A 25,503-nucleotide genomic window follows, 5' to 3' on the forward strand; every position below is an offset into this window, starting at 1 on the left:
GTCAGAACGGACAGGCCGGATATTGCTGTAACGTTGCCGAGGCCAGTTGTCTCAGTTGTTGCTGATTGCTACGGCTTACCGATATTGCCGGCATATAGGGTAATTGATCGACCGGATCGCCGGTAATTACTTCGTAAAATAACATGGCGGTTAGCAGCGTTCCTGCCGCATTTGCATGATTGCCATCAGCCATATGCAACCGCAGTTCTGGCTGCTGCCGGATACTGGCGTACCAGGCTAATGGTACCGGAGCAACGCAGGCGGCCTCTTCCTCAGCAATAGTCCGGTGCAGCGCATAAACCCGGTTTCCTTCCTCACTATTTTGATATCTGGCATGCTCAGGAAATAGTATTGGTGTCGCTTGACGGGATTTAATTAACGCCAGCCAGAACTTAGCAGCATCTGTTGGATAGTTCACTAAACCTGAGGTGGAATATTTCTGTCCCTGGACGATAACATGACTCCAGTACTGAGTAACAAGTAACGATTCGGTTTCGGAATCCATTAGTCGCTCGTCCAGAAAGCCAGCACCACCTGCGACCACAGTTTGTACTGACGCCTGCGGCCTGCCTACCTGCAGTAATTGCTGCAGCACCTCCGCCAGATTATTACCCCGGACATGACTATTACCCAACAAGGCAATCCGAAACTCATTTACTGTGCGGTTATCCGGGACACTTTGGCCCGCGCCCTCTACCGCAGGCTTTGGCGGTAAAACCACAGCCTCAGGCTGCTCGACAGTTTGCTCCGAGGCTGATTTACATCCTGCAACAGCACAGCAGAATAACAGCAGTAAGAAACTATTTGTAAATGATAACCGTACCATAAGTCGCTCAACAAACTTAGTGAAGTGATAAGTCAGGATATGAAAAAGGCAGTCATAACAACAGCTGTGCAAGCTGATGTTTAACGGATGAATTGCTTATCAAAATCTTACGCCCGGAAAACCGCTCATTACCGGCTACTCTGAGATTGCGCCAGATCAACCCCTGATCAGCAAAAGGCGTCTATGCTTTACAAAACAATAGAAAATGGAGGCGCTATGCCACTACAGGAATTAAAGCATAAATTAATCGTGCAGAAGATGCAGTTAGAGCGCCAGCTAAACGCCATTCATCACGATTTTCAGCAGGGCCGCAGCGCTGATGCCGCCGAGCAGGCTGCTGAGCGGGAAAACGAACAGGTGCTGAACTCGCTGGAATACAACGCGGCAGAAGAGCTGAAGCAAATTAATATTGCGCTGCAACGGATGGAACATGGTGAGTATCTGTATTGCAGTCGCTGTGGTGAGGACATTGGCCTGGAGCGGTTAAATGCCGTGCCCTTCACCACCTTGTGTATCAGCTGCGCCAATACACCGGTATAACCGGATAGCCTCCGGCAACCTTCAGCCAAGATGCTGCCGGAAAAACGCCAGCGTGCGCTGCCACGCCAGTTCGGCCATTTCTTTATTGTAGCGGGCAGTAGAGTCGTTATGAAAACCATGGTGCGAATCGGCATAACGGTGCACAGTAAATTGCACATTATGCTGCTGCAGCAACGCTTCGGCCTCCGGCCACCTTGCATTCACCCGCTCATCCAGCTCGCCCAGCTGCACCAGCAGTGGCGCTTTAATATCCGCGATTTTATCTGCCGGTGGCGGTGAGCCGTAAAAAGGCACGCCGGCGTCCACCACATCCGGTAATTCGGCTGCCAGTAAGTTGGTCATGGCCCCGCCAAAACAAAAGCCGACCACGCCCAGTTTGCCAGTGGTGCCATCGAGCTTATTCAACCACAGCGCTGCGGCTTTTAAATCAGCAATGATTTTCTGGCCATCCATACTGCGCTGCATTTGCCGGCCATCATCATCATTGCCAGGATAACCGCCAAGTGGCCAAAGCGCATCGGGCGCAAACGCAATAAAGCCAGCCTTGGCCAACCGCCGGGCCACATCTTCAATATACGGGTTTAAACCGCGGTTTTCGTGAATTACCAGCACCGCAGGCAACTTTGCGCCTGGCTTTGCCGGCTTGACTAAATAACCCCGGCCTTCACCATGCCCCTCCGGCGAAGGGAATGTCTGATAGGTTGCGGTAATATCAGGATCATTAAACGACACCTGCTCGGCCAGCGCGTAATTAGGCAGTAGCGCACCCAGAATACTGGCCGCTGTGGCAGTACCGATTGCCAGGCCGCCAACAGCGGTTAGAAAATCCCGGCGATTTATCATGCCATGAGCGTATTTATCATATAATTCATAAGCTTTTTCCGGTATTGCGGCAGGTTGTACTTTTTTATTGTTATTCATAGTTTTGTTCCTGGTTTCCAGTTGTCTGATTTACGATAGCAATAACGCATGCAAATTCCGGTACGCTGGGCACGTAACTGAAGTTTAGTATAACGGTAAAAAAATAGTTCGCAGCTAGCTGCCTGCCCACTGGTAAACAGCATGGCAACTGATATGCTAATCAACATTATTGGTATGGGAGAAAAACAGGAAAAATTATGTTACTGGCAGTGTTAGCGTTAATTTCCGGCTTGGCGTTATTAGTCTGGAGTGCAGATCGTTTTGTTGACGGTGCCGCCGCGGCGGCCCGTTTTGGTGGCATGCCACCGTTATTAATTGGCATGCTGGTGGTCGGCTTTGGTACCTCGGCACCGGAAATGGTGGTTTCCGCCATGGCTGCGGCTGATGGCAACCCTGCTTTGGCTCTCGGTAATGCCTATGGCTCGAATATTACCAATATTGCGCTGATTATTGGTTTAGTTGCGCTGATAAGCCCCATCAATGTGCACTCCCAGGTACTGAAAAAAGAACTGCCTTTGCTGCTGGCCATTACCCTGTTTGCCGGCTGGCAAATGTTTGACCATCAGTTAAGCCGGTTAGACGCCTGGTGTCTACTGGCAGTGTTTGCTTTCGTCATGGCCTGGTCAGTCTGGCAGGGTATGCGCAACCCGCAGGATGCGCTGGCAGCCGACGTTAACACTGAGCTTAGCAGCAACAGCATGACCTTAAAACAGGCCCTGCTCTGGCTGGTGCTCGGCCTGGTACTGCTGATTGTGGCCTCACGTTTTCTGGTGTATGGCGCCGTCTATATTGCTCAGGGTCTGGGGGTCAGTGATCTGGTCATCGGCCTGACTGTGGTGGCCGTGGGTACGTCGTTACCAGAACTGGCCTCGTCGTTAATGGCGATTAAAAAAGGCGAGCATGATATCGCCCTTGGCAATATTATTGGCTCTAACCTGTTCAATACTTTAGCCGTGGTGGGTATTGCTGCTTTAATACAGCCGATGGCGGTCGATTCACTGGTGCTCAGCCGCGACTGGACCCTGATGTTCGGCTTAACAGTGGCGTTGCTGGTGCTGGGTATCGGCATCAAAAAAGCGGGCCGGATTAACCGGCTGGAAGGCGCTTTATTGCTGGCGGTATTTTTTGGCTATACCGGTTATTTGATCAGCACTGCGTTCTGATACCTCCCTCTATTTCTGTGCGACTTGTGGCTTACATTAGTCGCACAGAAAACTCTGCTTACAGTTTTTTGCCAACAGCTATCCCTACCCTGTGCTATTACTTGTTGGAATTAAAATGCCAATATCACAATAAAAACTCAGGGGACACTCATGTTTAAACCCAAAAAACTGGCGATGCTCTGCTGCATTGCTCTTGGTCTGACTGCAGCCACAGCCGCCGCAAATGATGGCAGCCGTCTGCTGCAACAACCTGATATCTCTGCAAATCATCTGGCCTTCGTTTATGGCGGCGATATCTGGTTAACCGACCGCAATGGCCAGAACCCACGTCAGCTTACCAGCGATCCGGCCAGTGAATTTGCGCCGTCGTTCTCACCTGACGGTAACTGGATTGCCTTCTCTGCCAGCTATAACAACAACACCGATGTCTATGTTATGCCGGCAACTGGTGGCCCGGCTACCCGGCTGACTTTTCATCCGTCTGCCGATACTGTTAACGGCTGGAGCCCGGATGGCAAAAAAGTACTATTTGCTTCAAACCGGGAAATTGCTAACAGCCGCAGTAATCAGCTGTATCAGATAAGTGTTGACGGTGGTTACCCGGCTAAGTTAATGGAAGCGGTCGCTTATGAAGGGCAGCTATCTGATAACGGTAATAAACTGGCTTATCGCCCTAATAATATGGCCTACAGCGGCGCCAGTGGCTGGCGTTTGCATCGTGGTGGCAGCACGCCACCGGTCTGGATTATTGATTTAGAAAAACAGCAGCTGGAGAAAATCCCGCACCCTAATGCCAACGAATTTAATCCGTTCTGGCTGGGTGATACGGTCTATTTTTTATCTGATCGGGACAACGTGGCAGTTAACTTGTTTCAGTATCGCGACAAACAGGTTAAGCAGCTGACCAATAATACCGACTGGGATCTGCGCAGCGCGGCTGGCCATGGCAACAGCATTGTCTATGAAGCCGGTGGCTATTTGCATCAGTTTGATGTCAGCAGCGGCCAGAGTAAGCCCATTGCTATCAATATCAGCACTCAGTCAGCTCAGAAACGGCCGCAGTGGAAGGATGCCAGTAAAACCTTAACCAGCGTCCGGCTGTCAACTACCGGCCAGCGGGTGGTAGTCAGTGCCCGCGGCGATGTTTTTACCGTACCGGTAAAAGACGGCAGCACCCGTAACCTGACACAAACCAGCGGCGTGCGGGAATTCGACGGCTTATGGAGCCCGGATGGCAAGCAGGTGGCCTATATTTCCGATAAGGGCAATAAGCATCAGCTGGTATTGGAAAACCAGGATGGTTTAAGCGAGCCAGAGGTCTATCCTCTGGCCGACAGCGGCTATTTTAACCTGCTGAGTTTCTCACCTGATGGCAACCTGATTGCTTATCATGATAATCATTTAAATCTGTATGCCTTCAACCTGAAAACCAAGCGCAGCCAGAAACTCGATACGTCTCTGCGGCGCACCGATTTTAACGTGTCATTCTCACCAGACAGCCGCTACCTGGCCTATACCGTCGCCGGTACCAATTATTTTAGTCAGATCAAATTGTTTGATTTTCAGAATAATAAAACCAGCCAGATCACCGATGGTATGAGCGAAGCAGACGATCCGGTATTTACCCAGGACTACCTGTACTTTACCGCGTCGGTAAATACTGGCCCATCACAGGTTGGCCTGGATTTATCGACCCGCGAGCGGCCGGTGCGCAAAGCCATTTATGCTTATGTGCTGGCCAGTGACGGTAAATCGCCGTTGCTGCCGGAAAGTGGCGATGAGCCGGCAAAATCCGCTGCCGCCAAAGACGATAAAAAAGACGATAAAAAAGGTAAAGATGATGATAAACCGACAATAAAACCGGTAAAACTTGACTTAAATGGCCTGCAGGATCGGATTGTTGCCATTCCGGTCGCCGAGCGCAACTACGATAACTTATCAGTGGCCAGCGACGGTGCGCTGTTTTATCTGGAGCGGACTCAGCCAGGCAGCAGCAACGAGCTGCCAGGCAGCGATGGTCGCAACACTGCCACGTTACACCGGTTTGATTTTGAAGAGAAAAAGGCCGAGAGCGTTAAGCAGGATATCGCCAGTTACACCTTAAGTGCCGATGGTAAAAAAATCTTAATGGTTAGCATGCCTAATAAGCTGGAAGTGGGTGATGCTAAAGCCAAACCAGAGGCGAAAGCGGTGTCGTTAGCTGAAGTACGTAGCTTCGTTGACCCGGCTGAAGAATGGCAGCAGATTTTTGATGATGCCTGGCGCATGCAGCAGGAATACTTTTACGATGCCGATATGCATGGCATTAACTGGCAGGCCATTTACGATAAATACCAGCCCATGCTCGCTCATGTCCAGCGCCGGGAAGACTTAAACGACGTGCTGGTGCAAATGATTGCCGAGCTGCAGGTTGGCCATAACCGGATTGGCGGTGGCGATGTTCATCAGGAAGGCAGCAGCAAAGTCGGTTTACTCGGTGCTGATTTTGCAATTAACAACGGCAAATATCAGTTTAAAACAGTTTATACCGGCGATCGCTGGAGCCCGTTTTTAAAAGCACCGCTAAGCGTGCCGGGTGCCAGTGCCGAAGCCGGCGATTATTTACTGGCCATCAATGGCCAGGAATTGAACGCCAGCGATAATGTGTACTCGCTGTTAGATAATACTCAGGGCAAACAAGTGGTACTGCGCATTGCCGACGATGCCCGTGGTAAAAACCAGCGCAATATTACGGTAGAGCCGGTAGCCAGTGAAAGTCAGCTGCGTTTGTGGCACTGGGTAGAGCAAAACCGCAAGCTGGTTAGTGACAAAACAGATGGCAAGGTAGCCTATGTTTATTTGCCCAATACCGCTGATGGTGGCTTTTACTTCTTTAACCGGATGTTCTTTGCTCAAACCGATAAACCGGCGGTCATTCTGGATGAGCGCAAAAACGGGGGTGGCCAGGCAGCCAATTACATTACCGAAATTCTGGCCCGGCCGTTTTTATCCGGCTGGAAAGACCGCGATGGGCTGATCTTTACCACACCGGGCGCCGGTATTTATGGCCCGAAAACCATGCTGATTGATCAGGATGCCGGCTCAGGTGGCGACTTCCTGCCGTGGGCCTTTAAACGCCTCGACCTGGGGACTACTATCGGCACCCGCACCTGGGGTGGCTTAATTGGTATTTCCGCCAACCCGCCAATGATTGACGGTGGCTTCCATGTGGTGCCGTTCTTCCGCTTCTACACGCCGGATGGTGAATGGCGGGTAGAAAACGAAGGTGTCGCCCCGGATATCGTGGTCGAGCTCGACCCTATCGCGGTCAATAAAGGCATCGATGTCCAGTTAAACCGGGCTATCGAGCATACGTTAAAAGAGCTGAAAGCCAATCCGCCGAAAGATCACAGTAAGGCGCCGGCTATGCCGACCAAACTGGGTTTGTAACCTTCAGGCTAAAAAAAAACCGCTGCAATGCAGCGGTTTTTTTTTAGCCTGAAAAGCCAGACTTTTCATATCACCTTAAAATGAGCTTTTCCTGGTTTAAATTCCGCTCGGCCGGAATATCACTTAAATATTCAATAAACTCCACTTCAAAGCCGGCCGGGTCGACAAAGTAAATGTTTTTCCGATACGGCTCGTCAGCACCCGTTTTGGCAATGGCATAACCGGTATTCTTCAGCCGGGCAATCACCGCATCCAGGTTAGTCGTCACATAAGCAAAATGAGCAAACCCAACACTATGCCCCGCCAACTCGCGATTGCTGCCCTCACCGTGATCGCTCAGTGCCAGATAGTGATAATCGTCGCCAAAATGCAGCCATTTGCGCGGCTTGCCATACCACTCGCCCTCGCCTTCATCCCGAATGCGCCAGTGCGGGAAAGCCGCGCGGTAAAAATGCAGCATGGCGTCCATATCCGCTACCACTAAATTCACATGTTCCAGATACATTGTTATCTCCTACTCGTTATGTGTTTTGAATTACTTGTTTCGGACTATTTGTTTTGCGCTACTTGTTTTGCGTTATTTATTTTGCATAGCCCGGTTAAACAACCGGAATAAATGGCATAAAAAACTGCGGCAGCGCGGCAGTTCGTGGTCTGGCGGGTACGTCATTGCATTTCTCCTTGCATTAATTCGACCGGCAGGTTAAAACCTCAAGCTAAGTTGAGGTAAAGTGTTTTTTTAAGGTTGGCGTAAAAAAATTGCGGAGCAGAATATGGCAGAAGCAACCTGGAGTGTCGGCCGTGTGGCGAAACGTTGTGGCGTTAAGGTCAGTACGCTGCACTTTTACGAACAAAAAGGCCTGATTAAAAGCTGGCGCAATAACGGCAATCAGCGCCGTTATAAACCTGAAGTGCTGCGGCGTATTTCAATCATTAAAGCCGCTCAAAAACTGGGCATCGGCCTGGAAGAAGTAAAGCAGGCCTTTTTGTCGCTGCCGGATAACCGCACCCCCACCACCGAAGACTGGCAATTGCTATCAACCAACTGGCAGCAAATGCTCGATGCCCGAATTAGCTATATGCAAAAGCTGCGCGACCAGCTAACCGGCTGTATTGGCTGTGGTTGCCTGAGCATGAACAGCTGCCCGCTGTATAATCCGCAAGATGTATTAAGTGCTAGGGGCAGCGGCCCGGTGCTACTGGATCAGGCATAAAGCCGGCACCAGGCGTAGTATGTTAACCTAAGCCAGATCCGTCAGGCTCTTTTACAAATCCAGCCCAATTTAAACAATCTAAAGTAGTAGGTACTTGTATACTAAACCTATTATTTTTCCGGTGTAAATCTTGCTTAGTTGTTAACCAGCTACCTTAACACCCTCCTAATGCAGTACCTGTAGCTTACCCATTCCTGCCATGTCGTAAGTGGTGAGAATAACGCATACGTTGTATCGTTACTGTTAAGGAATATCTATGTCTACTAAACTAAAACTACTTACCTTGCCTTTATTGGTGCTGTTTTTATTTAGCCAGTTTGCTGAGGCGGGCCTGGTCAGAACCGGCGGCAGAGGCGATTTCAGCGCCAATTTCTCCCAGGCTTTTTACTATGTTGATAACCAGTATTTAAACGAGGTCGGCATTATTGAGTCGGCTTTTGATTTTGATAGCCCGAAAGCAGCCAATAGCATAGTGCGGGCCGTTGGCGGCGGTGGCAGAGGTTTGGGTGCCGTGCCTAATGACTGTATTAAAGGTTATACCCAGGATGATTTAGATAACTTAGACCAGGAAATAAACTTTCTGTACCAAGACTTTGATAACGGTTTAATCACTGAAGACGAATTAAACGTCGGCATCGCCGCATTAGAGTTCGCAATTTACGGCGAGCCCTGCGTCTGGGAATTTAACCAGGGTGATGCGCTATCGATGTTTGGTTTTTTTAGTCTGTATTTTAATACGCCAGATGTTAGCTACAACGTACGCTGGTTAATCGATGACGTTTCCCTGCCCGGCGATATTAATACCGCAGGCGATCTGGTGACGCCGGATGGTACCATTAATAATGGTTGGGTAACCTTAAATACACCACCTACTATGGCTTTTGCCCCGGGTGACTATATGGCTTATGTTTCTGTCAGCTTATCGTCCAGCGCCGGCCGATTTTTCTGGACCAGTAACCAGCCAGGGGACGAAATAGTATTCGAGCAAAAATGTATTGAAAAGCCGAATCCTGACTTCGACCCGGACAATCCGGATGCTGGCATTGACCCCTTTATTGAGGTCTGTGGCTATACCAATGTCGACAGAAACGATTCAGAAGTGAATAACCCGCCACTTTCGTTTTTCTCTGATGGTGAAATGCTGCGTATTCTGCCGGCCATTGACGGCCCGGTTACCCCGGTAAATGCGCCAGGCTCTATTGCGCTATTGGTGATGGGCTTATTCGCTATGGGCTTAAGAAGGCAGTTTAAAACTCAAAGCTGATATTCTCTCCCTGAAACTTTTATTAAAACAAAACAGGCTCAAGCCTGTTTTGTTTTTAAAATGATATTACTCAGTAAATAACTTTAGCGCCTCGGCTTTTTGCCGCGCTAAATCCTGATCTAGAAAGTGAATTAACTGCTGAAATTCAGGTTCATTGGCCAGGCTTGCCAGCAATGGGTCATATTTGGTCCAGTATTCCCGCCAGCCAATATCAATCGCCTTGGTCAGCGACTGAACAGCTTCAGTTGGCTTACCTTCTAACGCATAAATCCGGGCTGCCAAATAATGCAGTTCAAAATAGGTTATCGAAGATTGCAGCTGCTGCGCTAATAAGCTTTGGCACTGCTCAATTAAACTTTGTGCTACTGCGCTATTACCCCGTTCAAGCTCAGCCCAGGCCACTTCAATGGCTGGTGAGCAATGCGGCATACCAAACCGCTCTGCCTCGTCAACCAAGTCAAATTTATCGGTAAACAATTTTAGCGCCTGCTGTTTATCACCAAACATCGCCTGATACCAGCCTGCCTCAAACTGCAGCCAATAATCATCTGGATTGCTTGCCAACTTAAAATCCATTCGTGCAAATAATGCGGTAAAATCTTGTTCAAAAATTAATAGTGTTTCCTGATAAAAATCAGTAGTACTGGCCCACTCCGGCTCTTTAGCCATTTTTTTAACAATATTAGTGAGTCCCAGATTTACCATTGGGCTGATTAATTTATGGCCCAAAGCATGATTGTCAGGCGAGAGTTTTATTGCTTTTTGTGCTTCAGCAATAGCACCGACTAAATTACCCTGACTAAAATAGATATCGGCTAAGCCCTGGTGTGGAAAAGGTGACTGCGGGAAGTCCAGTTGCATTTGTTTAAAAATAGCTGCCGCTTCGTCAAAGCGGCCAGCCCGGGTTAGTGCGCGCCCCAGATTATAAGTGTTAGTCTGAAATAATGGATCAAGTTGCTCGGCCTGCTCTAAAGCTTGCAACGATTCATCAAAGCGCTGCAGAGAATTTAACGCCAGAAACTTCCACATATAGGCAATCGCCAGACTGGGATTGAGCTCAATCGCTCGATCATAGTCAGTAATAGCGTGATCAAATTCATTTTGTACATATGAAACAAATCCATTTACCAGATGCGCCTCAGCCATTTCTGGCTGACGAGCTAATGCTTTATCAATATTTTGCTGAGCGAGGTTTGCTGCAATATCAGTTTTAATAATACCGAAGCCTTCTCGAATTTCTGACAGTAACAATAACGTATCCGCCAGCCCCACATACCCATTGGCATATTCCGGGTCGAGTGCAACTGCCTGCTCGAATAACTGGCGGGCTTGCTGCATAGATTCAGTGGTTTGTTTGCGGTACTGCTCACGGCCTTTTAAATACAGCACATAGGCATCGGCATTACGGGTACTGGCAAGGGCATTAAAACTGCCGGCCTCTGCATATTTATCCTGTAACTGGTTTACCACCGAGCGGCCAATATCCTGCTCCAACTTCGCCACGTCAGCTAACTCACGGGCGTAGCTGTTGCTCCACAGGGTGCCGCCGCTTTTAACATCCAGCAACTGCACCCGCACTTTTAGTCGCTGGCCGCTTGCCTTAACGCTGCCGGTCAGCACGGTATCAACCTGCAGGCGCTGACCAATCTGCTGCGCGGTTAAGCCCTGTTCGCTTAAAAACTGGCTGGAGCGCGAGGCCGATACTTTAAAATTAGCGGCACTACCCAGTAAGCTGGTCATTTCCTCTGCTAAGCCCAGCGCTAAATAGCCCTGATCCTGTGCCTCGCTATCATCACTAAATGGCAATACCGCAATGGTGCTGGTACTGGCCTGGCGCGCTTCAGTTAATGCCTGTTGCTTTGCCAGCTGTTGCTGCTCAAGTACGCCATAGTACTCAATGCCAACATAGCCACAGACCAGCATAACCAACAGCAAACCGGCCCACTGGCTGGCCCCGGGCGCTGCAGCGGGCTTATCCTGCTGATTAGCACTGGCCGTGCGTTTAATGCCGCCAAAACTAATATCACAATACCAGGCCAGATAGATAACCAGCGGCAGGCAGCACATCAGCAGCACAAAAACAGCCGAACCCAGCAAAGGGTTAAGTGCCAGCGTACTGGTTAACACCGCAATAACCTGCAGTAGTAACCAGCTAAGCGCCAGATAAACCAGGGTTGATTTAAACACGGCACGCCGTTTTAGCTCGCTAAGAAAGGTTTTCAAAATAGGATAGACTTTAGAGGCATCGAATATATAAAGCCTAGTCAACAACCCGGATTTCCACAACAACCCCAGCCGTGATGGGCCGTGTTTGACTGAACTTTAACGACCCCGCCCCAGGTGAACACCGTTAGCCTTCAAAAAAAATGGACAACTGTTCACTGAATTTATTTTAAATGCCATTTTAATAATATAGCTTAAGTTCTTTAAATTCAATTAATTAAAACTAATTATGAAAATAAATAATAATTCAAACTGGCCAAATCAGATATTTTAGTGTACAACTGTGCGCTGAAAATACCCCTTAATATCAGCGTATAGTAGATAACGATAGTGAAACTGAATTTACCCCGCCTTTGGCGCGCCTTTTGTTTAATGCTGGCAAACCAGCCGTCTTTAACCCTGTACTTGCTACCGTTATTACAACGACTTTGGCCCGGTTTTTTACCCGGGCTGTATCGGGCAAGGCTTTTAAGCCGGCAGTGGCAAACGCCGGATATGCTGCAGCTTACCTTAGATGTCTCAGGCCGCTGGCCGGGCTTTGTGCCAGGCCAGCATATTATGTTAGCCATTAAGCATGATGGCCGTTACCTTAGCCGCCCTTTTAGTATCTGCTCTTCGCTGAAACTGTGGCAAAGCCGGCAGCAAATACAGCTGTGCTGCAAAGTTAATCCGGCTGGTGAAGTCACTCCGCTGTTAGCCGCATTACACCAACACAGCGACATTAATATCAGCCGGGCCCAGGGTGATTTTCACTGGCAGCAGCCTGCCCTGCCTGCGGTGTTTATTGCCGCGGGCTCGGGCATTACCCCGATTGCGGCGATGCTGCTAAGCCAGCGCCACTGGCTGGCGCCGGTAATTCTGTATTACCGCTGCCGCGGCCCCGAAAATGCGGCGCTGTTAACTGAACTTAACCAGCTGGCGGCCAGCCAGCCGATGTTTACTTTATATCTGTCTGATAGCAGCACAGAACCTGCCGGAAGCTGGCAGCAGCAACTGGCTGGCGATGTGGCCAGCAAGCAATTGTACCTGTGCGGACCTGCCGGGTTTATGCAGCAGACTCGCGCCATACTTTTAAAAAGTGGCGTTACTGCCGGCCATATTCAGCAGGAACAATTTGGCTTAACCATACCAGCAGCCGTTACTGCTGCCGCTGGAAACCAGCCACTTAGCGGCCACTTTATCAGTGCCGGCATCAGTAAAACGGTGTTATTAAACGCTCAGCAAAGCCTGCTGCAAAACGCTGAAGAGCATGGCCTTAACGCCCGCTTTGGTTGCAGGATGGGTGTGTGTTTTCAGTGCGTCTGCGACAAGGTGTCCGGCCAGGTGCGCGATATTAGAAGCGGCGCCTTAAGTGGCCATGGCTTTGAGCAAATTCAGCTGTGTGTCAGCCAGCCGGTAACTGAACTCGTGGTTAAGCTATAAAATAAGCTGTAACAGAAGCTGTAACAGGAGCTGTGATGAAACTTTCTACAGAACAATTTAGCGCGCTTGAACATGAGCTCGACAGTTTAAAACAACAGGTACAACAGCAACTGGGCGATGCCGATGCGCGTTATATCCGCCGGGTGCTGCTGGTGCAACGCATGAGCGCCCTTAGCGGCCGGGTGTTAATGGTGCTGGGCTTTATTACGCCCTGGTTATGGCTTATTGGTGTGCTGTTACTGGCACTGGCCAAAATTCTCGACAATATGGAAATTGGCCATAATGTGCTGCACGGTCAGTATGACTGGCTGAATGATCCGGTACTGCATTCCAGACGCTTTGAATGGGATATTGCCTGTGATGCCGGCTCGTGGCAGCGCACTCATAATTATGAGCACCATACGTATACCAATATTATTGGCAAAGACCGTGATTTTGGTTATGGCCTGCTACGCTTAAGTAACGATTTCCGCTGGCGGCTGCGTAATCTGTGGCAGGGTGGTACTTACCTGCTGCTGAGTATGTTATTTCAATGGGGGGTGTCATATCACGAGCTGGCAGCACAACGGGTGTTTGCCGGTAACAAAAAAGCAGATCGTCACTCTCAGATCTCTGACAGTGAACTGAAGCGTGCCTTTTTCAGCAAAGGCGCCCGCCAGTTGCTAAAAGACTATCTGTTCTTTCCGCTGATTGCCGGACCAATGTGGCTGTGGGTGTTAAGTGGTAACTTACTGGCCAATTTGCTGCGTAATTTATGGACTTCAACGGTTATTTTCTGCGGCCATTTTACCAAAGAGGTGCATACCTTTACTGTTGCCCAGTGCGAGAACGAAAGCCGTGGTCAGTGGTATTACCGCCAGATGTTAGGCTCTTCTAACTTTACCGGCCCCACCTGGCTGCATATCCTGACCGGCCATCTGAGCTGCCAGATTGAACATCATTTATTTCCGGATATTCCGGCCAGGCATTACCCGGCGATGGCACAGCAGGTACAGGCTATCGCTGAAAAATATGGCATCAGCTACAACACCGGTAGTTTTCTGAGCCAGTACAGCAGCGTTTTCTGGCGCATTATGCGCTACTCGTTGCCAGGTGGCGCAAAAGCAGTAAAAATATCATGAGAACCAGGTAAACCGCGCGGCTTAAGCTTCGGTAGTTAGCAGATATTACCAGTTAAGCCGCACTTCAAAATTCATTTCCAGCATCTGCTCTGTTCCGGCCGGCTGTGCCTTTACCGCCAGTTGGAAAACCCGCTGTGAGCTGGCATCCAGCGTGCCGTAATAGGAAATATAACCATCTGTCTCGGCTGCACGCATTTCAACTACCTGAGTCTGTCCCAGCAGGTTGGCATGTTCGACAAGCAGGTTGGCGCTGACCGTGGCATCCTGGCGCGGCTCATTATTATCCTGAATAACCAGGTTCAACAGCGCAAGATCAGGATTTTGCTCAATGCCATACTTTTGCGCCATATTCTGGTTTAATACACTGGCGCGGGTGATACTGGCCCGCATAGTGTAGCCATCAAACTCCATGACCTCCCCTAACGGCTTATCTGGCCCGGTAATATCACCGGCAGCAGCATCTTCCGGGCCTGGGGCTAATCTCTGACCTGCCCGGTCACAACCGCTCAGAATGCCGGCAGTGGCAAGTATTACAACGGCAAGCATGAACATTCTTACTGGGATTTTAAGTCCGATACTCATAGTCAACTCCTGATGATTAACTGAGCAGAACGCTATCAGCCAAACTTCCAGACACCAAAAACATGGTGTCTTTGCCAATAACCTCTGTTAATACATAAAGCATAGTTGATCGTTGGGTATCTTGCTGGTCGCTTACGTTGCGTTGTCGTCAGCATCACTAGCAGAATCATCTGCCGTTTTTGCTGGCAGACGCCCGGCTTTGCGCAGGGCGTCATGCAGCAAATATTCTATCTGGCCGTTAACACTTCTGAATTCATCATCAGCCCAGCGCTGCAGGGCGCTGAGCATTTTGTCATCCAGCCGTAAGGCGAAGGCTTTTTTTGCCACTGCTTTGGTCACCCTTTGTGTTACTAGTACAGACTACCGGTATTCAGTACCGGCTGCACATGATGATCGCCACACAATACCACCAGTAAGTTGCCTACCATCGCCGCTTTGCGCTCATCATCAAGCTCTACCACATTACGGGCTGACAACTGTTCCAGCGCCGACTCCACCATGCCTACCGCGCCTTCGACAATCTGCCGACGCGCCGCGACAATAGCGGCTGCCTGCTGGCGCTGCAGCATAGCACTGGCAATTTCCTGGGCGTAAGCCAGGTGGCTGATACGTGACTCCAGCACCTGCACCCCGGCTTTGTTCAGCCGCGCCTGGATCTCATTTTTTAGAAGTTCTGTAATATCATCGGTGCTGCTGCGCAGACTGATATCGTCATCATTGCCGGCATCATAGGCATAGCTTGAGGCTAAATGCCGGATAGCCGACTCGCTTTGAATGCTGACAAAATTCTCATAGTTATCGACTTCAAACACCGCTTCGGCGCTGTCGACCACTTTCCAGACCACCACCGCAGCAATTTCTACCGGATTACCGGCGCTGTCATTGACCTTCATTTTGCTGCTTTCAAAGTTACGCACCCTCAGCGACACTTTTTGCTTGCTATACAGAGGGTTAGACCAGCGCAGGCCATTATTTAAATCAGTGCCAACGTAGCGGCCAAAAAGTTGCAACACCGCCGACTGATTCGGGTGCACCATATAAAAACCAAACCAACATACCAGTACCACTATAGCGCCCAATACGAACACTGCCTTTAACACGCCTGGCATTACTACAACGCCAGCCACCATCAGCACTTGTAAGATCAGCAACACGCCAATCATACCAAAGCCACCTTTGCTGTTAATCATTCGTTCCTTCAACATAATCAAACCCCATTAATATGATATTATTTTGATATCACTTTAATAGTTATTTTTCAAAAGGCAAGAAAAAAGCTGATTTTTTAATCAGCTTTTTGTCGTTTACTGTCTGGGGATTGATACCCGTGCGGCGGGCAGTTGACGTCAGGAGGTTTTACTGCGCAGGAAAAATGCCACTATTACCGAAGTAACACTGCCCATAATTGCAGCGCCTATCAGGCTTTGGACGATATAGCTTGGTAAATTAAAGTACGCCGCGGCTTCTTCCTGTGTCATCATCTGCGCTGCCACGGCATAAGCCTGGACATTGGCAAAGTAATCGGGGCTGATTACCGTATGGAAAAACCATTGAGATACCGGGCTTAGTACTACGACAACCAGGGTTATCAGTAAACCGGCAACAATGCCCTGCTTAAAGCTCATCACCCCGTTATAATCACGCCGTTTTTTCTGGCGCAGCGCCAGCACATAAATCAAAATAGCCGGAATCGCAAACAGGTTAGTGTAAGTGGCATGGTGCTCAATATATGGCCCGTGCAGCCCGACCAGATGCTCCAGCCACAGCCATAACAACATCACCAGGGTAAAAATAATGCCCCAGCGTATTTCAGTCAGATGTTTTTGCATAACGTATTGTTCTTATTAGGTTAGACACAGCAGAACTATAGCGCTTTTTTCTGTAAAAGCCACTGCTCTTGTTTGAACCGAAGCCAATGTTAAACAGTGCGCAATGCCGCCAGCGTCTGCTCAATTTCCTGCTCATTATTAATCAGGCTGGGGGCAAAGCGGGCGTATGACTGACGGTACGGCGTGCTGCTCATTATAATGCCCTTGCTATGCATCGCTTTTACCACGTCATCCGGGGCCATAGTTTTGTAATCAAAACATACCAGGCCTGAAGATAGCTCTGTTGCCATTGGTGTATATAAGGTTACGCCTTTTATCTGCTGTAAACCCTGCTTAGTAACGGTGTTCAGCTGGTGAATCCGCTGCTGTACATCCGCTTTACCCAGTTGCAGGTGCAGTTTAAACGCTTCGGGTAATGCCCAGCGGTGTTCAAATGAGTGAAAGCCGCCTGGCGTCATATGCTCGCCTATTGCAACCTGATCCTGAGTACTGCCACCCAGCCAGACATCATACGAGCGGCTGAAACTGGGGATCACGGCCTTGCAGCGCGACCAGCCGCGATCACTGCCCCAAACCAAACCGGTGCCACGCGGCCCGAATATCCACTTGTGGGTGCCGGCAATAAAAAAGTCACAACCGATGGTCGATACATCAATATCTTCAATACCAAAGCCATGCACGCCATCAACACAAAACAGGATTTGCTCAGCTTCATCTCGTTGCTGGTTAACGTCGGCCAGCATAGCAGCAATGGCATGCAGCGGCAGCTTCACCCCGGTAGATGAGTGCACCCAGGTGACCGCTACTACTCTGGTTGCAGCACGGATGGCCGCTTTTAATCTGCTAACCACCTGATCCACCGAGACCTGTGCCGGGTTGTCATAAAGCGCTACCTGCCGCACGCTGGTACCGGTGCGCTCAGCACGTAATTGCAGCGACAAGTCGGTTGAATAATGGTCGTGTACCGTTTGCAGAATTTCATGTCCCGGGCTTAACTGCAAGCCACTGTATACCAGTGCCAGGCCCATGGTGGTGCTGTCAGTCAGGGCAATATTTTCAGCCTTACCGCCCATGTAACGCGCAGCGGCTGCGGCAATATCAGCATCTATGGTCATAAAATGTTCATGCCAGTAGTCCGACGGATTGACATCAAACGCTTGCCGGTGCCTGGCAATGGCATCGGCAACCGGTTTGGGATGGGAGGCCAGTAAAAAAGTGGCCAGGTGGATGAAATCATAGCTCAGCGCAAACTGCTTGCGCAGACCAGACCAGTCGCCGGGTTTTAACGGCATATCGGTAGCACTTTGCCCTGAACTGGCTTGCAGTAACGCAGGTAATGGCAGCAGGCTGCTACCGAGCACTAATGAGGATTTGGTCAGAAATTCGCGACGTTGCATAGCAACCACCAGCGGTTAAATTTTAATCAGTTTAGTGCATGCTAAACCACACGGCAAATACTGTGCTTAACTCCGTTATTTCAGGTTTGCTGCCATAGCGACTTGCGGCTTTCAGCCACGCCTTTATTTCAGATCAAACAGCCTGTTAACCACACACTCGCGGGCGGCGAAAGGCTGTGATATGCTGATTTAACGCAGTTTAACCTGACAGGGTTTACCACCTTATGAGCGGCTTTACCTCACTTTATCTGTTTGTTGAGCGGACATTCTTTGGCACCTTAAGCCGGAAAATTATAGGCAATATCAGCTTTTTAGCTATTTTTTTCTTACTGGCATTGTATATGGCCTACCCCGAGGGTGGTGCAACTGGTCGCTGGTGGGCGTTACTGATAGTCGGCCTGGGAGCGTTTCTGTTTACCATTGGTTATATGCATCATTTATTTGTCCGGCCGGTTAAAACCCTGGTCGGTGCGCTGCATGACACCAATCGCAAGGGTACCGATCTTAACCTGCGCCTGCCGGCCTTTACCTTTGATGAGTTCAGAACCCTGTCTGAGGAATATAACCAGTTTGTCAGTCAGCTTGGCGTGCTGCTCGGTGATATTCACCAGCAGGCGCAGGAAACCCATCAGGTTAACGAGCAGGTTTCGACGGCAGTGAAAAGTACCCGTCAGCATTTACAGGACACCGAAAAACGCAGCGGCCAAATTCGCCGCGACAGCGATCAGGTACTGGATAATCTGGCCGAAATTGTTCAGCACGGTGATGAAGTCAGCCAGGTGTCCGGTCATGCGGTCGATAAAGCCAAAGTGGCCAGCGGTCAGATGCAGCAGTTAAGTGGCCAGTTGTCCGGCATTGTTAAGTTGCTCGACACCTTTGGCACCACCATTAATGGTTTACATAAAAACTCTGAGAACGTGCGGCAAATTCTGGTGATGGTAGAAACCTTTTCTGATCAGACCAACCTGCTGGCACTCAACGCCGCCATTGAAGCGGCCCGGGCCGGTGATGCCGGCCGTGGTTTTGCCGTAGTTGCCGATGAAGTCCGGACCCTGGCAGCGAAGGTAAACGATGCCACCAAACAAATTTCCGGTTTTTTAAATGAAATGGAACAGCTGGTCGGTGAAACCCGCACTGAATCACAAAGCCTGAACCAGCAGGCACAACAGGCCCAGCAGCAAATTGCTGACACCAGCAGCGAATTCAGTAACCTGCAACAGGAACTGCAGCAGGCAAAAAATGGTATTCAGAATATCAACCAGACCGTTGTGCAACTGGAGCAGCGCTACCAGCAGACGCATCAGCATTTAAGTGCAATTGAAAAAGTAACCAGCGATGCTCACCAGCAAATGACGTCGATTGATAAAGCAGCGAAAGACTTACTGAGCGGCACCGCCCGTACCCAGCAGCAACTGGGCAGGTTTGCCCGCAGTTAGCGGGCCAGCTGCTGCCACCACTGCGCCAGTTCAGAGGCACTGCCCCGCATTAATACTCTGGCGTCGCGCTTTTGTAACTGATAGTGATACATCGGATCGTAGTAATCCGTCAGCAGCAGCGCTATCCAGCTCCGATGCAGGCTGATGTCGCCAGAGCGGCGTTGTTCAGCCAGAGCCTGTAACAACATGTCGTCAAGCCTGCTGTATAACAGCCCCCCCAGCCGTTTTCGGATCCGCGCCATCGCCTGCTGTAACATGCTGCTGAACTGGTTAAAACCCTGCTCAGCGTGCAAGGTAATGGCTTCATCCAGCAAATCGACGATATAGTCCTGCAGGATCACCTCAATACGCGAGGATAGCGGTTCGTCCAGCAGGACTATCGGGCTGTGCTGCATAGCCTGATAGAAATCGTGCGGAATACTGCGCTGGCCGATTAACAGGCTTTCATCTTCCAGTAATAGATAAGGGGGATGACCAGCCTGAACTTGTAACAGCGCACTGGCCAGATCATTTTCAAAGCGGATTTGCGGTGGTTGAGCTGCCAGCTTGCGGCCAAAGGCTGAGCCGCGATGATTAGCCAGTGCTTCCAAATCTACCGCCGGTAACTGCTGTAGTAAGCGGGTTTTGCCACTACCCGTCGGCCCGGCCAGTAGCAATATGGGTTGGTTGGCCGCCTCGGTAATGACACTAATGGCAGCCTGGCGCAATGCTTTAAAGCCGCCTTTTACCCTTGGATAATCTACTCTGGCTTCGGCCAGCCACTGCTGGGCAATTTGCGAGCGCAGGCCGCCGCGGGCGCAATACAACATGCCTTGTGGATTAGCCCTGGCAAAATCGTGCCAAGCCTGCACTCTGACAGTTTTCGTTTCAGCTTGCACCAGCTGATGCCCAAGTGTAATAGCCGCCTGCTGCCCCTGTTGCTTATAACAGGTGCCGACGGCAGCACGTTCGTCATCAGTCATCAGCGGCAAATTAACACTGCAGCTAAAAGCACCGCGGTTGAATTCTGCTGGTGCCCGCAAATCCAGCAGTGGCAGCTGCTGATACAGTATTTGCCGGTAGTTTTCTGTCAGCGGTAAGTCAGTAGCCATTACTATAACTACTAGTTAACTTGAATACGGTGGCCGTTGCCCCGAGGGGTCAGCTTGCCTATCGGTTGCAATACTAAATCGTACGCCAAGGCGATATCGTGAAAAGCAGGTGCGGCTTGCGGACTGACCGCCAGCAATAGCCCGCCGCTGGTTTGCGGGTCACAAAGCAATGCCCGCTGCCGGGCGCTCAGTGGCGAGACATTAGCACCATAGCTGGCAAAATTACGGTCACTACCGCCCGGTATACAGCCCTTAGCAATATACTCGGCAACATAGGGTAGTACCGGTATCGCCGCACTATCCAGTCGTGCATCCAGGCCACTGCCCTCACACATTTCCAGTAAATGTCCCAGCAGGCCAAAACCGGTCACGTCGGTCATGGCATGTACCCCGGATAGCGCGGCTATCTCAGTGCCAATCCGGTTTAGCTGCACCATACTATCCCGTGCCAGCATCGCATGTTCAGCATTAAGTTTTTTCTGCTTCTGGGCAGTAGTTAAAATACCTACCCCAAGCGGCTTGGTTAAATAAAGCTGATCACCCGCCTTCGCGCTATCATTTCGTTTTAACTGGCTGATCTGAACCCGGCCACTTACCGCCAGGCCAAATATTGGCTCCGGCGCATCAATACTGTGGCCGCCGGCCAGCATAATACCCGCCTCTTTACAGCTGTGCCGGGCACCTTCCAATACCTGTTGTGCCAGTTCGGCCGGCAATTTATTGACCGGCCAGCCTAAAATGGCGATAGCCATTAACGGCCGGCCACCCATGGCATAAATATCACTAATAGCATTGGTGGCCGCAATGCGGCCAAAATCAAATGCATCGTCACAAATTGGCATAAAGAAATCGGTCGTGCTTAACATGGCCGTACCATCACCCAGATCATAGGCAGCGGCATCGTCCTTCGTACTGTTACCGACCAGCAATTTACCGTCAGTAAAAGTAGAATGGGTTTTAAGAATGGTATCCAGGATTTGCGGAGAAATTTTACAACCACAACCGGCACCGTGGCTGAATTCAGTGAGTTTAATAGCGGCCAGATCAGTCATAACAACACTTGTAAGCAACGTAATAACGCCAACATACCCAAAGCTATAGGCAATAACAAGCCGTCTTTTGGCGGTACAACGCCGCCAGCCACTATACTTAAACAGCAATTAAGCAAAACAATGAGGCAAAAAATCATGCCTGTGGATAAACAAACTGTGCTCGATCAGGCGCTGCAACTGGCAGAGCACAGCGGCTGGGAGAATTTACAGCTCACTGCCCTGGCCAACAGTTTAAATATCGACGTGGCAGAGCTGGCAACCGTAGTGAAGCAAAAAGATCAATTGGCAGATGCCTGGTTTGACCGGGCCGATGACGCCATGCTGAGGACTGAACTAGCCACCGCCAGTGATAAAGCCGAAAAGCTGGAGCTGGCTATTCGCAGCTGGTTAAATGCGTTAGCGCCCTATCAGCAACTAACCCGGCAAATGCTGTATTACAAACTGGAGCCGGGGCATGTTCATTTGCAGGCGGCAGCGCTACTGAGAATAAGCCGCACCGTGCAATGGCTGCGGGAGCTGGCCGGACTGCAGGCGACGGGTGGCGCCCGGATTGCCCAGGAGCTGGCGCTAAGTGGCTTATTCAGCAGTGTGTTTATCGGCTGGCTAGCTGATAGCTCACCAGCGCAAACTGCGACTCTGAACAGGCTGAAAGCGGCCCTCGACAATCTGAAAAAGCTCGGACTATGCCGCTAGTGGTTTAGTCATCCAACTGTTTATTCAGCCTTCTTAGCAAGGCAATATCCGGCTGATGATTGATTGCCAGCTCTGCCCGGGCAAGCGCTGCCGCAGCATGTTCTCTGGCACAGCGTTTAAATTCAGTACCATAACCCGCCAGCGCCAGAAAGGCTTTTTGCAAACGGATATGAATTTCAATGTGCCCGGCACCGTCGCGGGCTATTGCGGTAAAAAAGTCACCGAACAGTTCATCCAGCCGGACATCAGGTGCCCACACCCGGTCGTAAATGACGTCCTTCTGAAAATTTTCAGGCGGCCAGTTGCTGATCACTCTGACACCGCGGCCAATAATCTCGATAGCGGTTCCCGGATCGTTTACTGCCGGCGACAATGCTTTTGAGGCAATTTCTGCCAGCACCATCAACCCAAACCGGGGGTCCTGATCAAAACTGCGGTAATCGCTCAGCGAGAAAGCCTTAAGCAACAGCTGATCAGGCTGAACATTGCTGCCTGTCAGCCACATCAGCGGCCGGTCTTTGTGGATAAAGGCACCGGGCAGACTGGCAATATATATATTCGCGTTATGCTCAGTGGCCCAGCTTTGCAGCGCATTAACATCAATATGCTCAATGTAGCCAATTTCCCTGGTACAGACTGCACTGGCATTCTCTGGGATATCATCCAGACTGCTAAGCTGATTAGCATCAAACCAGGGATGATTTTCACTATGTTTTACTGCTTTATAAGCCTGATCTTCCACCCGGTTTGCTGTTTCGCCCACCCGGCCCAGGCTCGATAAATGCTCAATCCAGATTAAAATGGTGACTACGATCAGCAGAATCACCGCAATGGTAAGAATAAACAATACCACCCGACCACTAGGACCATATACATCGGCACTGAGTAACACGAGGCCGACGATGCTGAACAAAAAAGAACCGATAAAGGTAGCCAGAGCATTCTGGGTGGTGCTGTCTGCCATCAGCAGACGGGTTGCCCGCGGTGAAACACCAGCGGAGGCCGCGTTAAAAGCCACCACCATCACACTCAGTGAAAAAGTGGTGACGGTCAGCATACTGGTCGCCAGAATGGTCAGAATTTTTTCGGCAGCATCATTGCCAATGGCCACGCCAACCGAGTCAGGTATGACATCGCTTAGCAGGACACCCAGCACCGGGGTAAAAAAAGCCAGCACCGTAAACAGTGACGTGCGCACCCAAAGCTTGCGGCTTAACTGCAGTAACTTCCAACTCCATTTTGTTAACATAATTCAGCCTTTTGCTTTGGTGGCTTTTTAACATAACCAAAGCATAGCCGCCTTACAAGGTTTGCGTTTGTTACAATTGAAATCATCAGAAACTATGCCTGATAACTAATTCGCATTACACTGAATATCACTATGCTCTGTTATCCAAGCTGAGGAAAATTATGCTAAACCGTCTGCTATTACTTTGTGGCCTGCTCTGGGCCGGCTTGATCAGCTTCGCTGTTGTCGCCAGCGACGACAGTTACACCTATGCAAACTACCAGCAGGTAACGGTCAGTCATCTGCATCTTGATCTGGCCATGAATTTTGAACAGAAAACCTTAAGCGGTTTTGCCGATTTGCAACTGAACTGGCTGGTCAGCGATGCCACCGAGCTGTATCTGGATACCCGTGATTTAACCATTTCGCGGGTATATGGCAAACAGCAGAATGGCAACTGGCAACAGGTACCGTTTATTCTGGCCGCCCGCGATGAAGTCCTGGGCAGCAAGCTGACCATCAGCCCGGAATTTCAGCCACAAAAAATACGTATTCATTATAGCTCGACACCACAGGCATCAGGTTTGCAGTGGCTAAGCCCTGAACAGACTGCCAGCAAAACCACGCCCTTTATGTTCAGTCAGAACCAGGCAATCCATGCCCGCAGCTGGATCCCAATTCAGGACACGCCAGCCGTGCGGATGAGCTACAGCGCCCGTATTCAGACCACTGACAAAGTACTGGTAGTAATGAGCGCGCCAAATGACCCGGCCACCGCCCGGGATGGTGATTACCAGTTTTATATGCCCCAGCCTATTCCGGCGTATTTAATTGCCATTGCCGCCGGCGACTTGCATTTTAAAGCGATGAGCGAACAAACCGGTATTTATGCCGAGCCCTATATTCTGGATGCCGCAGCAAAAGAATTTGCCAGTACCCAGGCAATGATTGACGCCACCGAAAAACTGTATGGCGACTATCGCTGGGGCCGTTACGACTTACTGATATTGCCGCCCAGCTTCCCGTTTGGCGGTATGGAGAACCCGGTGCTGAGCTTTATTACCCCAACAGTAGTGGCTGGTGATGGCAGCCTGGTTAACCTGATTGCGCATGAGCTGGCGCATTCCTGGTCAGGTAATCTGGTAACCAATGCCACCTGGCGCGACCTGTGGTTAAACGAGGGTTTTACCTCCTATGTTGAAAACCGGATTATGGAGCAGGTGTTTGGTACTGATCGCGCGGTAATGGAACAAGCTTTATCGGTGCAGGCACTGCAGGACGAACTTGCGGTACTTAGCGCCAACGACAGTATTTTGCATATCGACTTACAGGGACGCGATCCGGACGATGCCTTCAGTGGCGTCCCCTACACCAAAGGTCAGTTATTTTTAATGTTTCTGGAGCAGCAATTTGGCCGCGATAAATTCGACCCCTTTGTCCGGCGCTACTTTGCCGACCATGCCTTTCAAAGTATTGATACTGCCAGCTTTGTGCAGTACCTGGACAACAACTTATTAAAGAAATACCCGGATGTTGTGTCGCTTGAGCAGATAAAAACCTGGGTTTATCACAGTGGTTTACCAACTGGCACCCCGGCGCCGCTGTCGGATGCGTTTAATCAGGTACGCCAGCATGCCAGCAACTGGCTGGCCGGCAACATTGAGCTTGCTGCGATGCCCACCGCCAGCTGGACGGTGCATGAATGGCTGTATTTTATTAATAATTTGCCCCTTAGCATCAGCCAGGCTCAACTGGCCAGCCTGGACGCCGCGTTTAACCTGACAGAATCCGCCAACAGCGAAATTGCCCATGCCTGGTATTTACTGGCGCTGAAGACCGGTTATCAGCAAATTATGCCGCAGCTGGAACAGTATCTGATCAATATTGGCCGGCGCAAACTGATTATCCCGTTATATAAACAGCTGACGTTGACGCCGGCCGGGCTGGCTTTTGCCAGAAAAGTGTATCAGCAGGCAAGGCCGGGTTATCACCCGCTGGCCCAGGGTAGCGTAGATGAGCTGCTACAGCAGCAGGATTAAAAATGATCTGAAATACGCAGCCACCGTAAACGG

22 protein-coding genes are annotated in these 25,503 nt (G+C 50.2%); 10 read left to right on the top strand and 12 right to left on the bottom strand.

Going from position 1 to position 25,503, the window contains the following annotated elements:
• Position 1: 1 nt before the first annotated feature.
• A complete protein-coding gene (locus R3187_RS01840; RefSeq protein WP_318964989.1) occupies positions 2-721 on the bottom strand; it encodes a hypothetical protein in 720 nt (239 codons plus the stop codon).
• Positions 722-1,042: 321 nt separating this feature from the next.
• Here R3187_RS01840 and R3187_RS01845 point away from each other — a divergent pair, with 321 nt between their 5' ends.
• On the top strand, positions 1,043-1,366 hold the full coding sequence (locus R3187_RS01845; RefSeq protein WP_318964990.1) for a TraR/DksA family transcriptional regulator: 324 nt from the start codon (positions 1,043-1,045) through the stop codon (positions 1,364-1,366).
• Positions 1,367-1,387: 21 nt separating this feature from the next.
• Here the strand turns inward: R3187_RS01845 and R3187_RS01850 are convergent, their stop codons facing one another.
• Complete coding sequence (locus R3187_RS01850) at positions 1,388-2,287, bottom strand: dienelactone hydrolase family protein (protein WP_318964991.1); 900 nt, start codon at positions 2,285-2,287, stop codon at positions 1,388-1,390.
• A 197-nt stretch (positions 2,288-2,484) separates the two neighbouring features.
• Here R3187_RS01850 and R3187_RS01855 point away from each other — a divergent pair, with 197 nt between their 5' ends.
• Both R3187_RS01855 and R3187_RS01860 read left to right on the top strand, forming a co-directional pair.
• Positions 2,485-3,450: a calcium/sodium antiporter gene (locus tag R3187_RS01855; protein ID WP_318964992.1), complete on the top strand. Its 966-nt coding sequence runs from the start codon at positions 2,485-2,487 to the stop codon at positions 3,448-3,450.
• A 150-nt stretch (positions 3,451-3,600) separates the two neighbouring features.
• Positions 3,601-6,879, top strand: a complete 3,279-nt coding sequence (locus tag R3187_RS01860; protein ID WP_318964993.1) for a PDZ domain-containing protein — start codon at positions 3,601-3,603, stop codon at positions 6,877-6,879.
• 70 nt (positions 6,880-6,949) lie between these two features.
• Here R3187_RS01860 and R3187_RS01865 read toward each other — a convergent pair whose 3' ends face one another.
• Entirely contained in the window at positions 6,950-7,384 is a 435-nt protein-coding gene (locus R3187_RS01865) for a VOC family protein (protein ID WP_318964994.1), read from the bottom strand.
• 268 nt (positions 7,385-7,652) lie between these two features.
• Between R3187_RS01865 and soxR the strand changes: the two genes are divergently transcribed.
• Together soxR and R3187_RS01875 are read left to right on the top strand one after the other, a co-directional pair.
• Positions 7,653-8,093, top strand: coding sequence for a redox-sensitive transcriptional activator SoxR (gene soxR, locus R3187_RS01870; protein WP_318964995.1), 441 nt, complete (start codon positions 7,653-7,655; stop codon positions 8,091-8,093).
• Between the two features lie 256 nt (positions 8,094-8,349).
• The gene (locus R3187_RS01875) at positions 8,350-9,357 is read left to right on the top strand and encodes a hypothetical protein (protein WP_318964996.1); all 1,008 of its coding nucleotides are present in this window, start codon (positions 8,350-8,352) and stop codon (positions 9,355-9,357) included.
• A 66-nt stretch (positions 9,358-9,423) separates the two neighbouring features.
• On the opposite strand, the gene R3187_RS01880 is transcribed toward R3187_RS01875, so the two are convergent.
• Positions 9,424-11,580, bottom strand: a complete 2,157-nt coding sequence (locus R3187_RS01880) for a tetratricopeptide repeat protein (RefSeq protein ID WP_318964997.1) — start codon at positions 11,578-11,580, stop codon at positions 9,424-9,426.
• 330 nt (positions 11,581-11,910) lie between these two features.
• Between R3187_RS01880 and R3187_RS01885 the strand changes: the two genes are divergently transcribed.
• Positions 11,911-13,002: an iron-sulfur cluster-binding domain-containing protein gene (locus tag R3187_RS01885; protein WP_318964998.1), complete on the top strand. Its 1,092-nt coding sequence runs from the start codon at positions 11,911-11,913 to the stop codon at positions 13,000-13,002.
• 35 nt (positions 13,003-13,037) lie between these two features.
• Positions 13,038-14,123: an acyl-CoA desaturase gene (locus R3187_RS01890; protein WP_318964999.1), complete on the top strand. Its 1,086-nt coding sequence runs from the start codon at positions 13,038-13,040 to the stop codon at positions 14,121-14,123.
• Between the two features lie 45 nt (positions 14,124-14,168).
• Here the strand turns inward: R3187_RS01890 and R3187_RS01895 are convergent, their stop codons facing one another.
• The 5 genes from R3187_RS01895 to R3187_RS01915 form a co-directional block, all read right to left on the bottom strand.
• On the bottom strand, positions 14,169-14,705 hold the full coding sequence (locus tag R3187_RS01895) for a DUF4426 domain-containing protein (RefSeq protein ID WP_318965000.1): 537 nt from the start codon (positions 14,703-14,705) through the stop codon (positions 14,169-14,171).
• 132 nt (positions 14,706-14,837) lie between these two features.
• Positions 14,838-15,032: an Arc family DNA-binding protein gene (locus R3187_RS01900; RefSeq protein WP_318965001.1), complete on the bottom strand. Its 195-nt coding sequence runs from the start codon at positions 15,030-15,032 to the stop codon at positions 14,838-14,840.
• 23 nt (positions 15,033-15,055) lie between these two features.
• Positions 15,056-15,910 (bottom strand): SPFH domain-containing protein, encoded by an 855-nt coding sequence (locus R3187_RS01905; protein ID WP_318965002.1) that lies wholly within the window; start codon positions 15,908-15,910, stop codon positions 15,056-15,058.
• Between the two features lie 141 nt (positions 15,911-16,051).
• The gene (locus R3187_RS01910) at positions 16,052-16,534 is read right to left on the bottom strand and encodes a DUF4199 domain-containing protein (RefSeq protein ID WP_318965003.1); all 483 of its coding nucleotides are present in this window, start codon (positions 16,532-16,534) and stop codon (positions 16,052-16,054) included.
• Positions 16,535-16,623: 89 nt separating this feature from the next.
• Positions 16,624-17,931 (bottom strand): aminotransferase class V-fold PLP-dependent enzyme, encoded by a 1,308-nt coding sequence (locus R3187_RS01915; RefSeq protein WP_318965004.1) that lies wholly within the window; start codon positions 17,929-17,931, stop codon positions 16,624-16,626.
• A gap of 224 nt (positions 17,932-18,155) precedes the next feature.
• Between R3187_RS01915 and R3187_RS01920 the strand changes: the two genes are divergently transcribed.
• Positions 18,156-19,367, top strand: coding sequence for a methyl-accepting chemotaxis protein (locus tag R3187_RS01920; protein ID WP_318965005.1), 1,212 nt, complete (start codon positions 18,156-18,158; stop codon positions 19,365-19,367).
• Here R3187_RS01920 and mnmH read toward each other — a convergent pair.
• Together mnmH and selD are read right to left on the bottom strand one after the other, a co-directional pair.
• A complete protein-coding gene (gene mnmH / locus R3187_RS01925) occupies positions 19,364-20,458 on the bottom strand; it encodes a tRNA 2-selenouridine(34) synthase MnmH (RefSeq protein ID WP_318965006.1) in 1,095 nt (364 codons plus the stop codon). The two genes, R3187_RS01920 and mnmH, sit on opposite strands and share 4 nt — an antisense overlap.
• Before the next feature lie 11 nt (positions 20,459-20,469).
• Complete coding sequence (gene selD, locus R3187_RS01930; protein ID WP_318965007.1) at positions 20,470-21,510, bottom strand: selenide, water dikinase SelD; 1,041 nt, start codon at positions 21,508-21,510, stop codon at positions 20,470-20,472.
• Between the two features lie 135 nt (positions 21,511-21,645).
• On the opposite strand from selD, the gene R3187_RS01935 reads away from it, so the two are divergent.
• Complete coding sequence (locus R3187_RS01935; protein ID WP_318965008.1) at positions 21,646-22,203, top strand: TetR/AcrR family transcriptional regulator; 558 nt, start codon at positions 21,646-21,648, stop codon at positions 22,201-22,203.
• A 4-nt stretch (positions 22,204-22,207) separates the two neighbouring features.
• On the opposite strand, the gene R3187_RS01940 is transcribed toward R3187_RS01935, so the two are convergent.
• Positions 22,208-23,452: a DUF2254 domain-containing protein gene (locus R3187_RS01940; protein ID WP_318965009.1), complete on the bottom strand. Its 1,245-nt coding sequence runs from the start codon at positions 23,450-23,452 to the stop codon at positions 22,208-22,210.
• A gap of 161 nt (positions 23,453-23,613) precedes the next feature.
• On the opposite strand from R3187_RS01940, the gene R3187_RS01945 reads away from it, so the two are divergent.
• Complete coding sequence (locus R3187_RS01945) at positions 23,614-25,470, top strand: M1 family metallopeptidase (protein ID WP_318965010.1); 1,857 nt, start codon at positions 23,614-23,616, stop codon at positions 25,468-25,470.
• Positions 25,471-25,503: the final 33 nt, after the last annotated feature.

Origin of the sequence: Arsukibacterium sp., from assembly GCF_033721375.1 — a bacterium.
In the GTDB taxonomy this organism is placed as follows: domain Bacteria; phylum Pseudomonadota; class Gammaproteobacteria; order Enterobacterales; family Alteromonadaceae; genus Alishewanella.

Bases quoted from the DNA above. Each gene is read 5' to 3' on its own strand.
- R3187_RS01905 (WP_318965002.1), bottom strand. From the start codon at position 15,910: ATGTTGAAGGAACGAATGATTAACAGCAAAGGTGGCTTTGGTATGATT.
- R3187_RS01865 (WP_318964994.1), bottom strand. From the start codon at position 7,384: ATGTATCTGGAACATGTGAATTTAGTGGTAGCGGATATGGACGCCATG.
- R3187_RS01935 (WP_318965008.1), top strand. From the start codon at position 21,646: ATGCCTGTGGATAAACAAACTGTGCTCGATCAGGCGCTGCAACTGGCA.
- R3187_RS01920 (WP_318965005.1), top strand. From the start codon at position 18,156: ATGAGCGGCTTTACCTCACTTTATCTGTTTGTTGAGCGGACATTCTTT.
- R3187_RS01945 (WP_318965010.1), top strand. From the start codon at position 23,614: ATGCTAAACCGTCTGCTATTACTTTGTGGCCTGCTCTGGGCCGGCTTG.
- R3187_RS01875 (WP_318964996.1), top strand. From the start codon at position 8,350: ATGTCTACTAAACTAAAACTACTTACCTTGCCTTTATTGGTGCTGTTT.
- R3187_RS01855 (WP_318964992.1), top strand. From the start codon at position 2,485: ATGTTACTGGCAGTGTTAGCGTTAATTTCCGGCTTGGCGTTATTAGTC.
- R3187_RS01850 (WP_318964991.1), bottom strand. From the start codon at position 2,287: ATGAATAACAATAAAAAAGTACAACCTGCCGCAATACCGGAAAAAGCT.
- R3187_RS01860 (WP_318964993.1), top strand. From the start codon at position 3,601: ATGTTTAAACCCAAAAAACTGGCGATGCTCTGCTGCATTGCTCTTGGT.
- mnmH (WP_318965006.1), bottom strand. From the start codon at position 20,458: ATGGCTACTGACTTACCGCTGACAGAAAACTACCGGCAAATACTGTAT.
- R3187_RS01895 (WP_318965000.1), bottom strand. From the start codon at position 14,705: ATGAGTATCGGACTTAAAATCCCAGTAAGAATGTTCATGCTTGCCGTT.
- selD (WP_318965007.1), bottom strand. From the start codon at position 21,510: ATGACTGATCTGGCCGCTATTAAACTCACTGAATTCAGCCACGGTGCC.
- R3187_RS01845 (WP_318964990.1), top strand. From the start codon at position 1,043: ATGCCACTACAGGAATTAAAGCATAAATTAATCGTGCAGAAGATGCAG.
- R3187_RS01890 (WP_318964999.1), top strand. From the start codon at position 13,038: ATGAAACTTTCTACAGAACAATTTAGCGCGCTTGAACATGAGCTCGAC.
- R3187_RS01915 (WP_318965004.1), bottom strand. From the start codon at position 17,931: ATGCAACGTCGCGAATTTCTGACCAAATCCTCATTAGTGCTCGGTAGC.
- soxR (WP_318964995.1), top strand. From the start codon at position 7,653: ATGGCAGAAGCAACCTGGAGTGTCGGCCGTGTGGCGAAACGTTGTGGC.
- R3187_RS01910 (WP_318965003.1), bottom strand. From the start codon at position 16,534: ATGCAAAAACATCTGACTGAAATACGCTGGGGCATTATTTTTACCCTG.
- R3187_RS01940 (WP_318965009.1), bottom strand. From the start codon at position 23,452: ATGTTAACAAAATGGAGTTGGAAGTTACTGCAGTTAAGCCGCAAGCTT.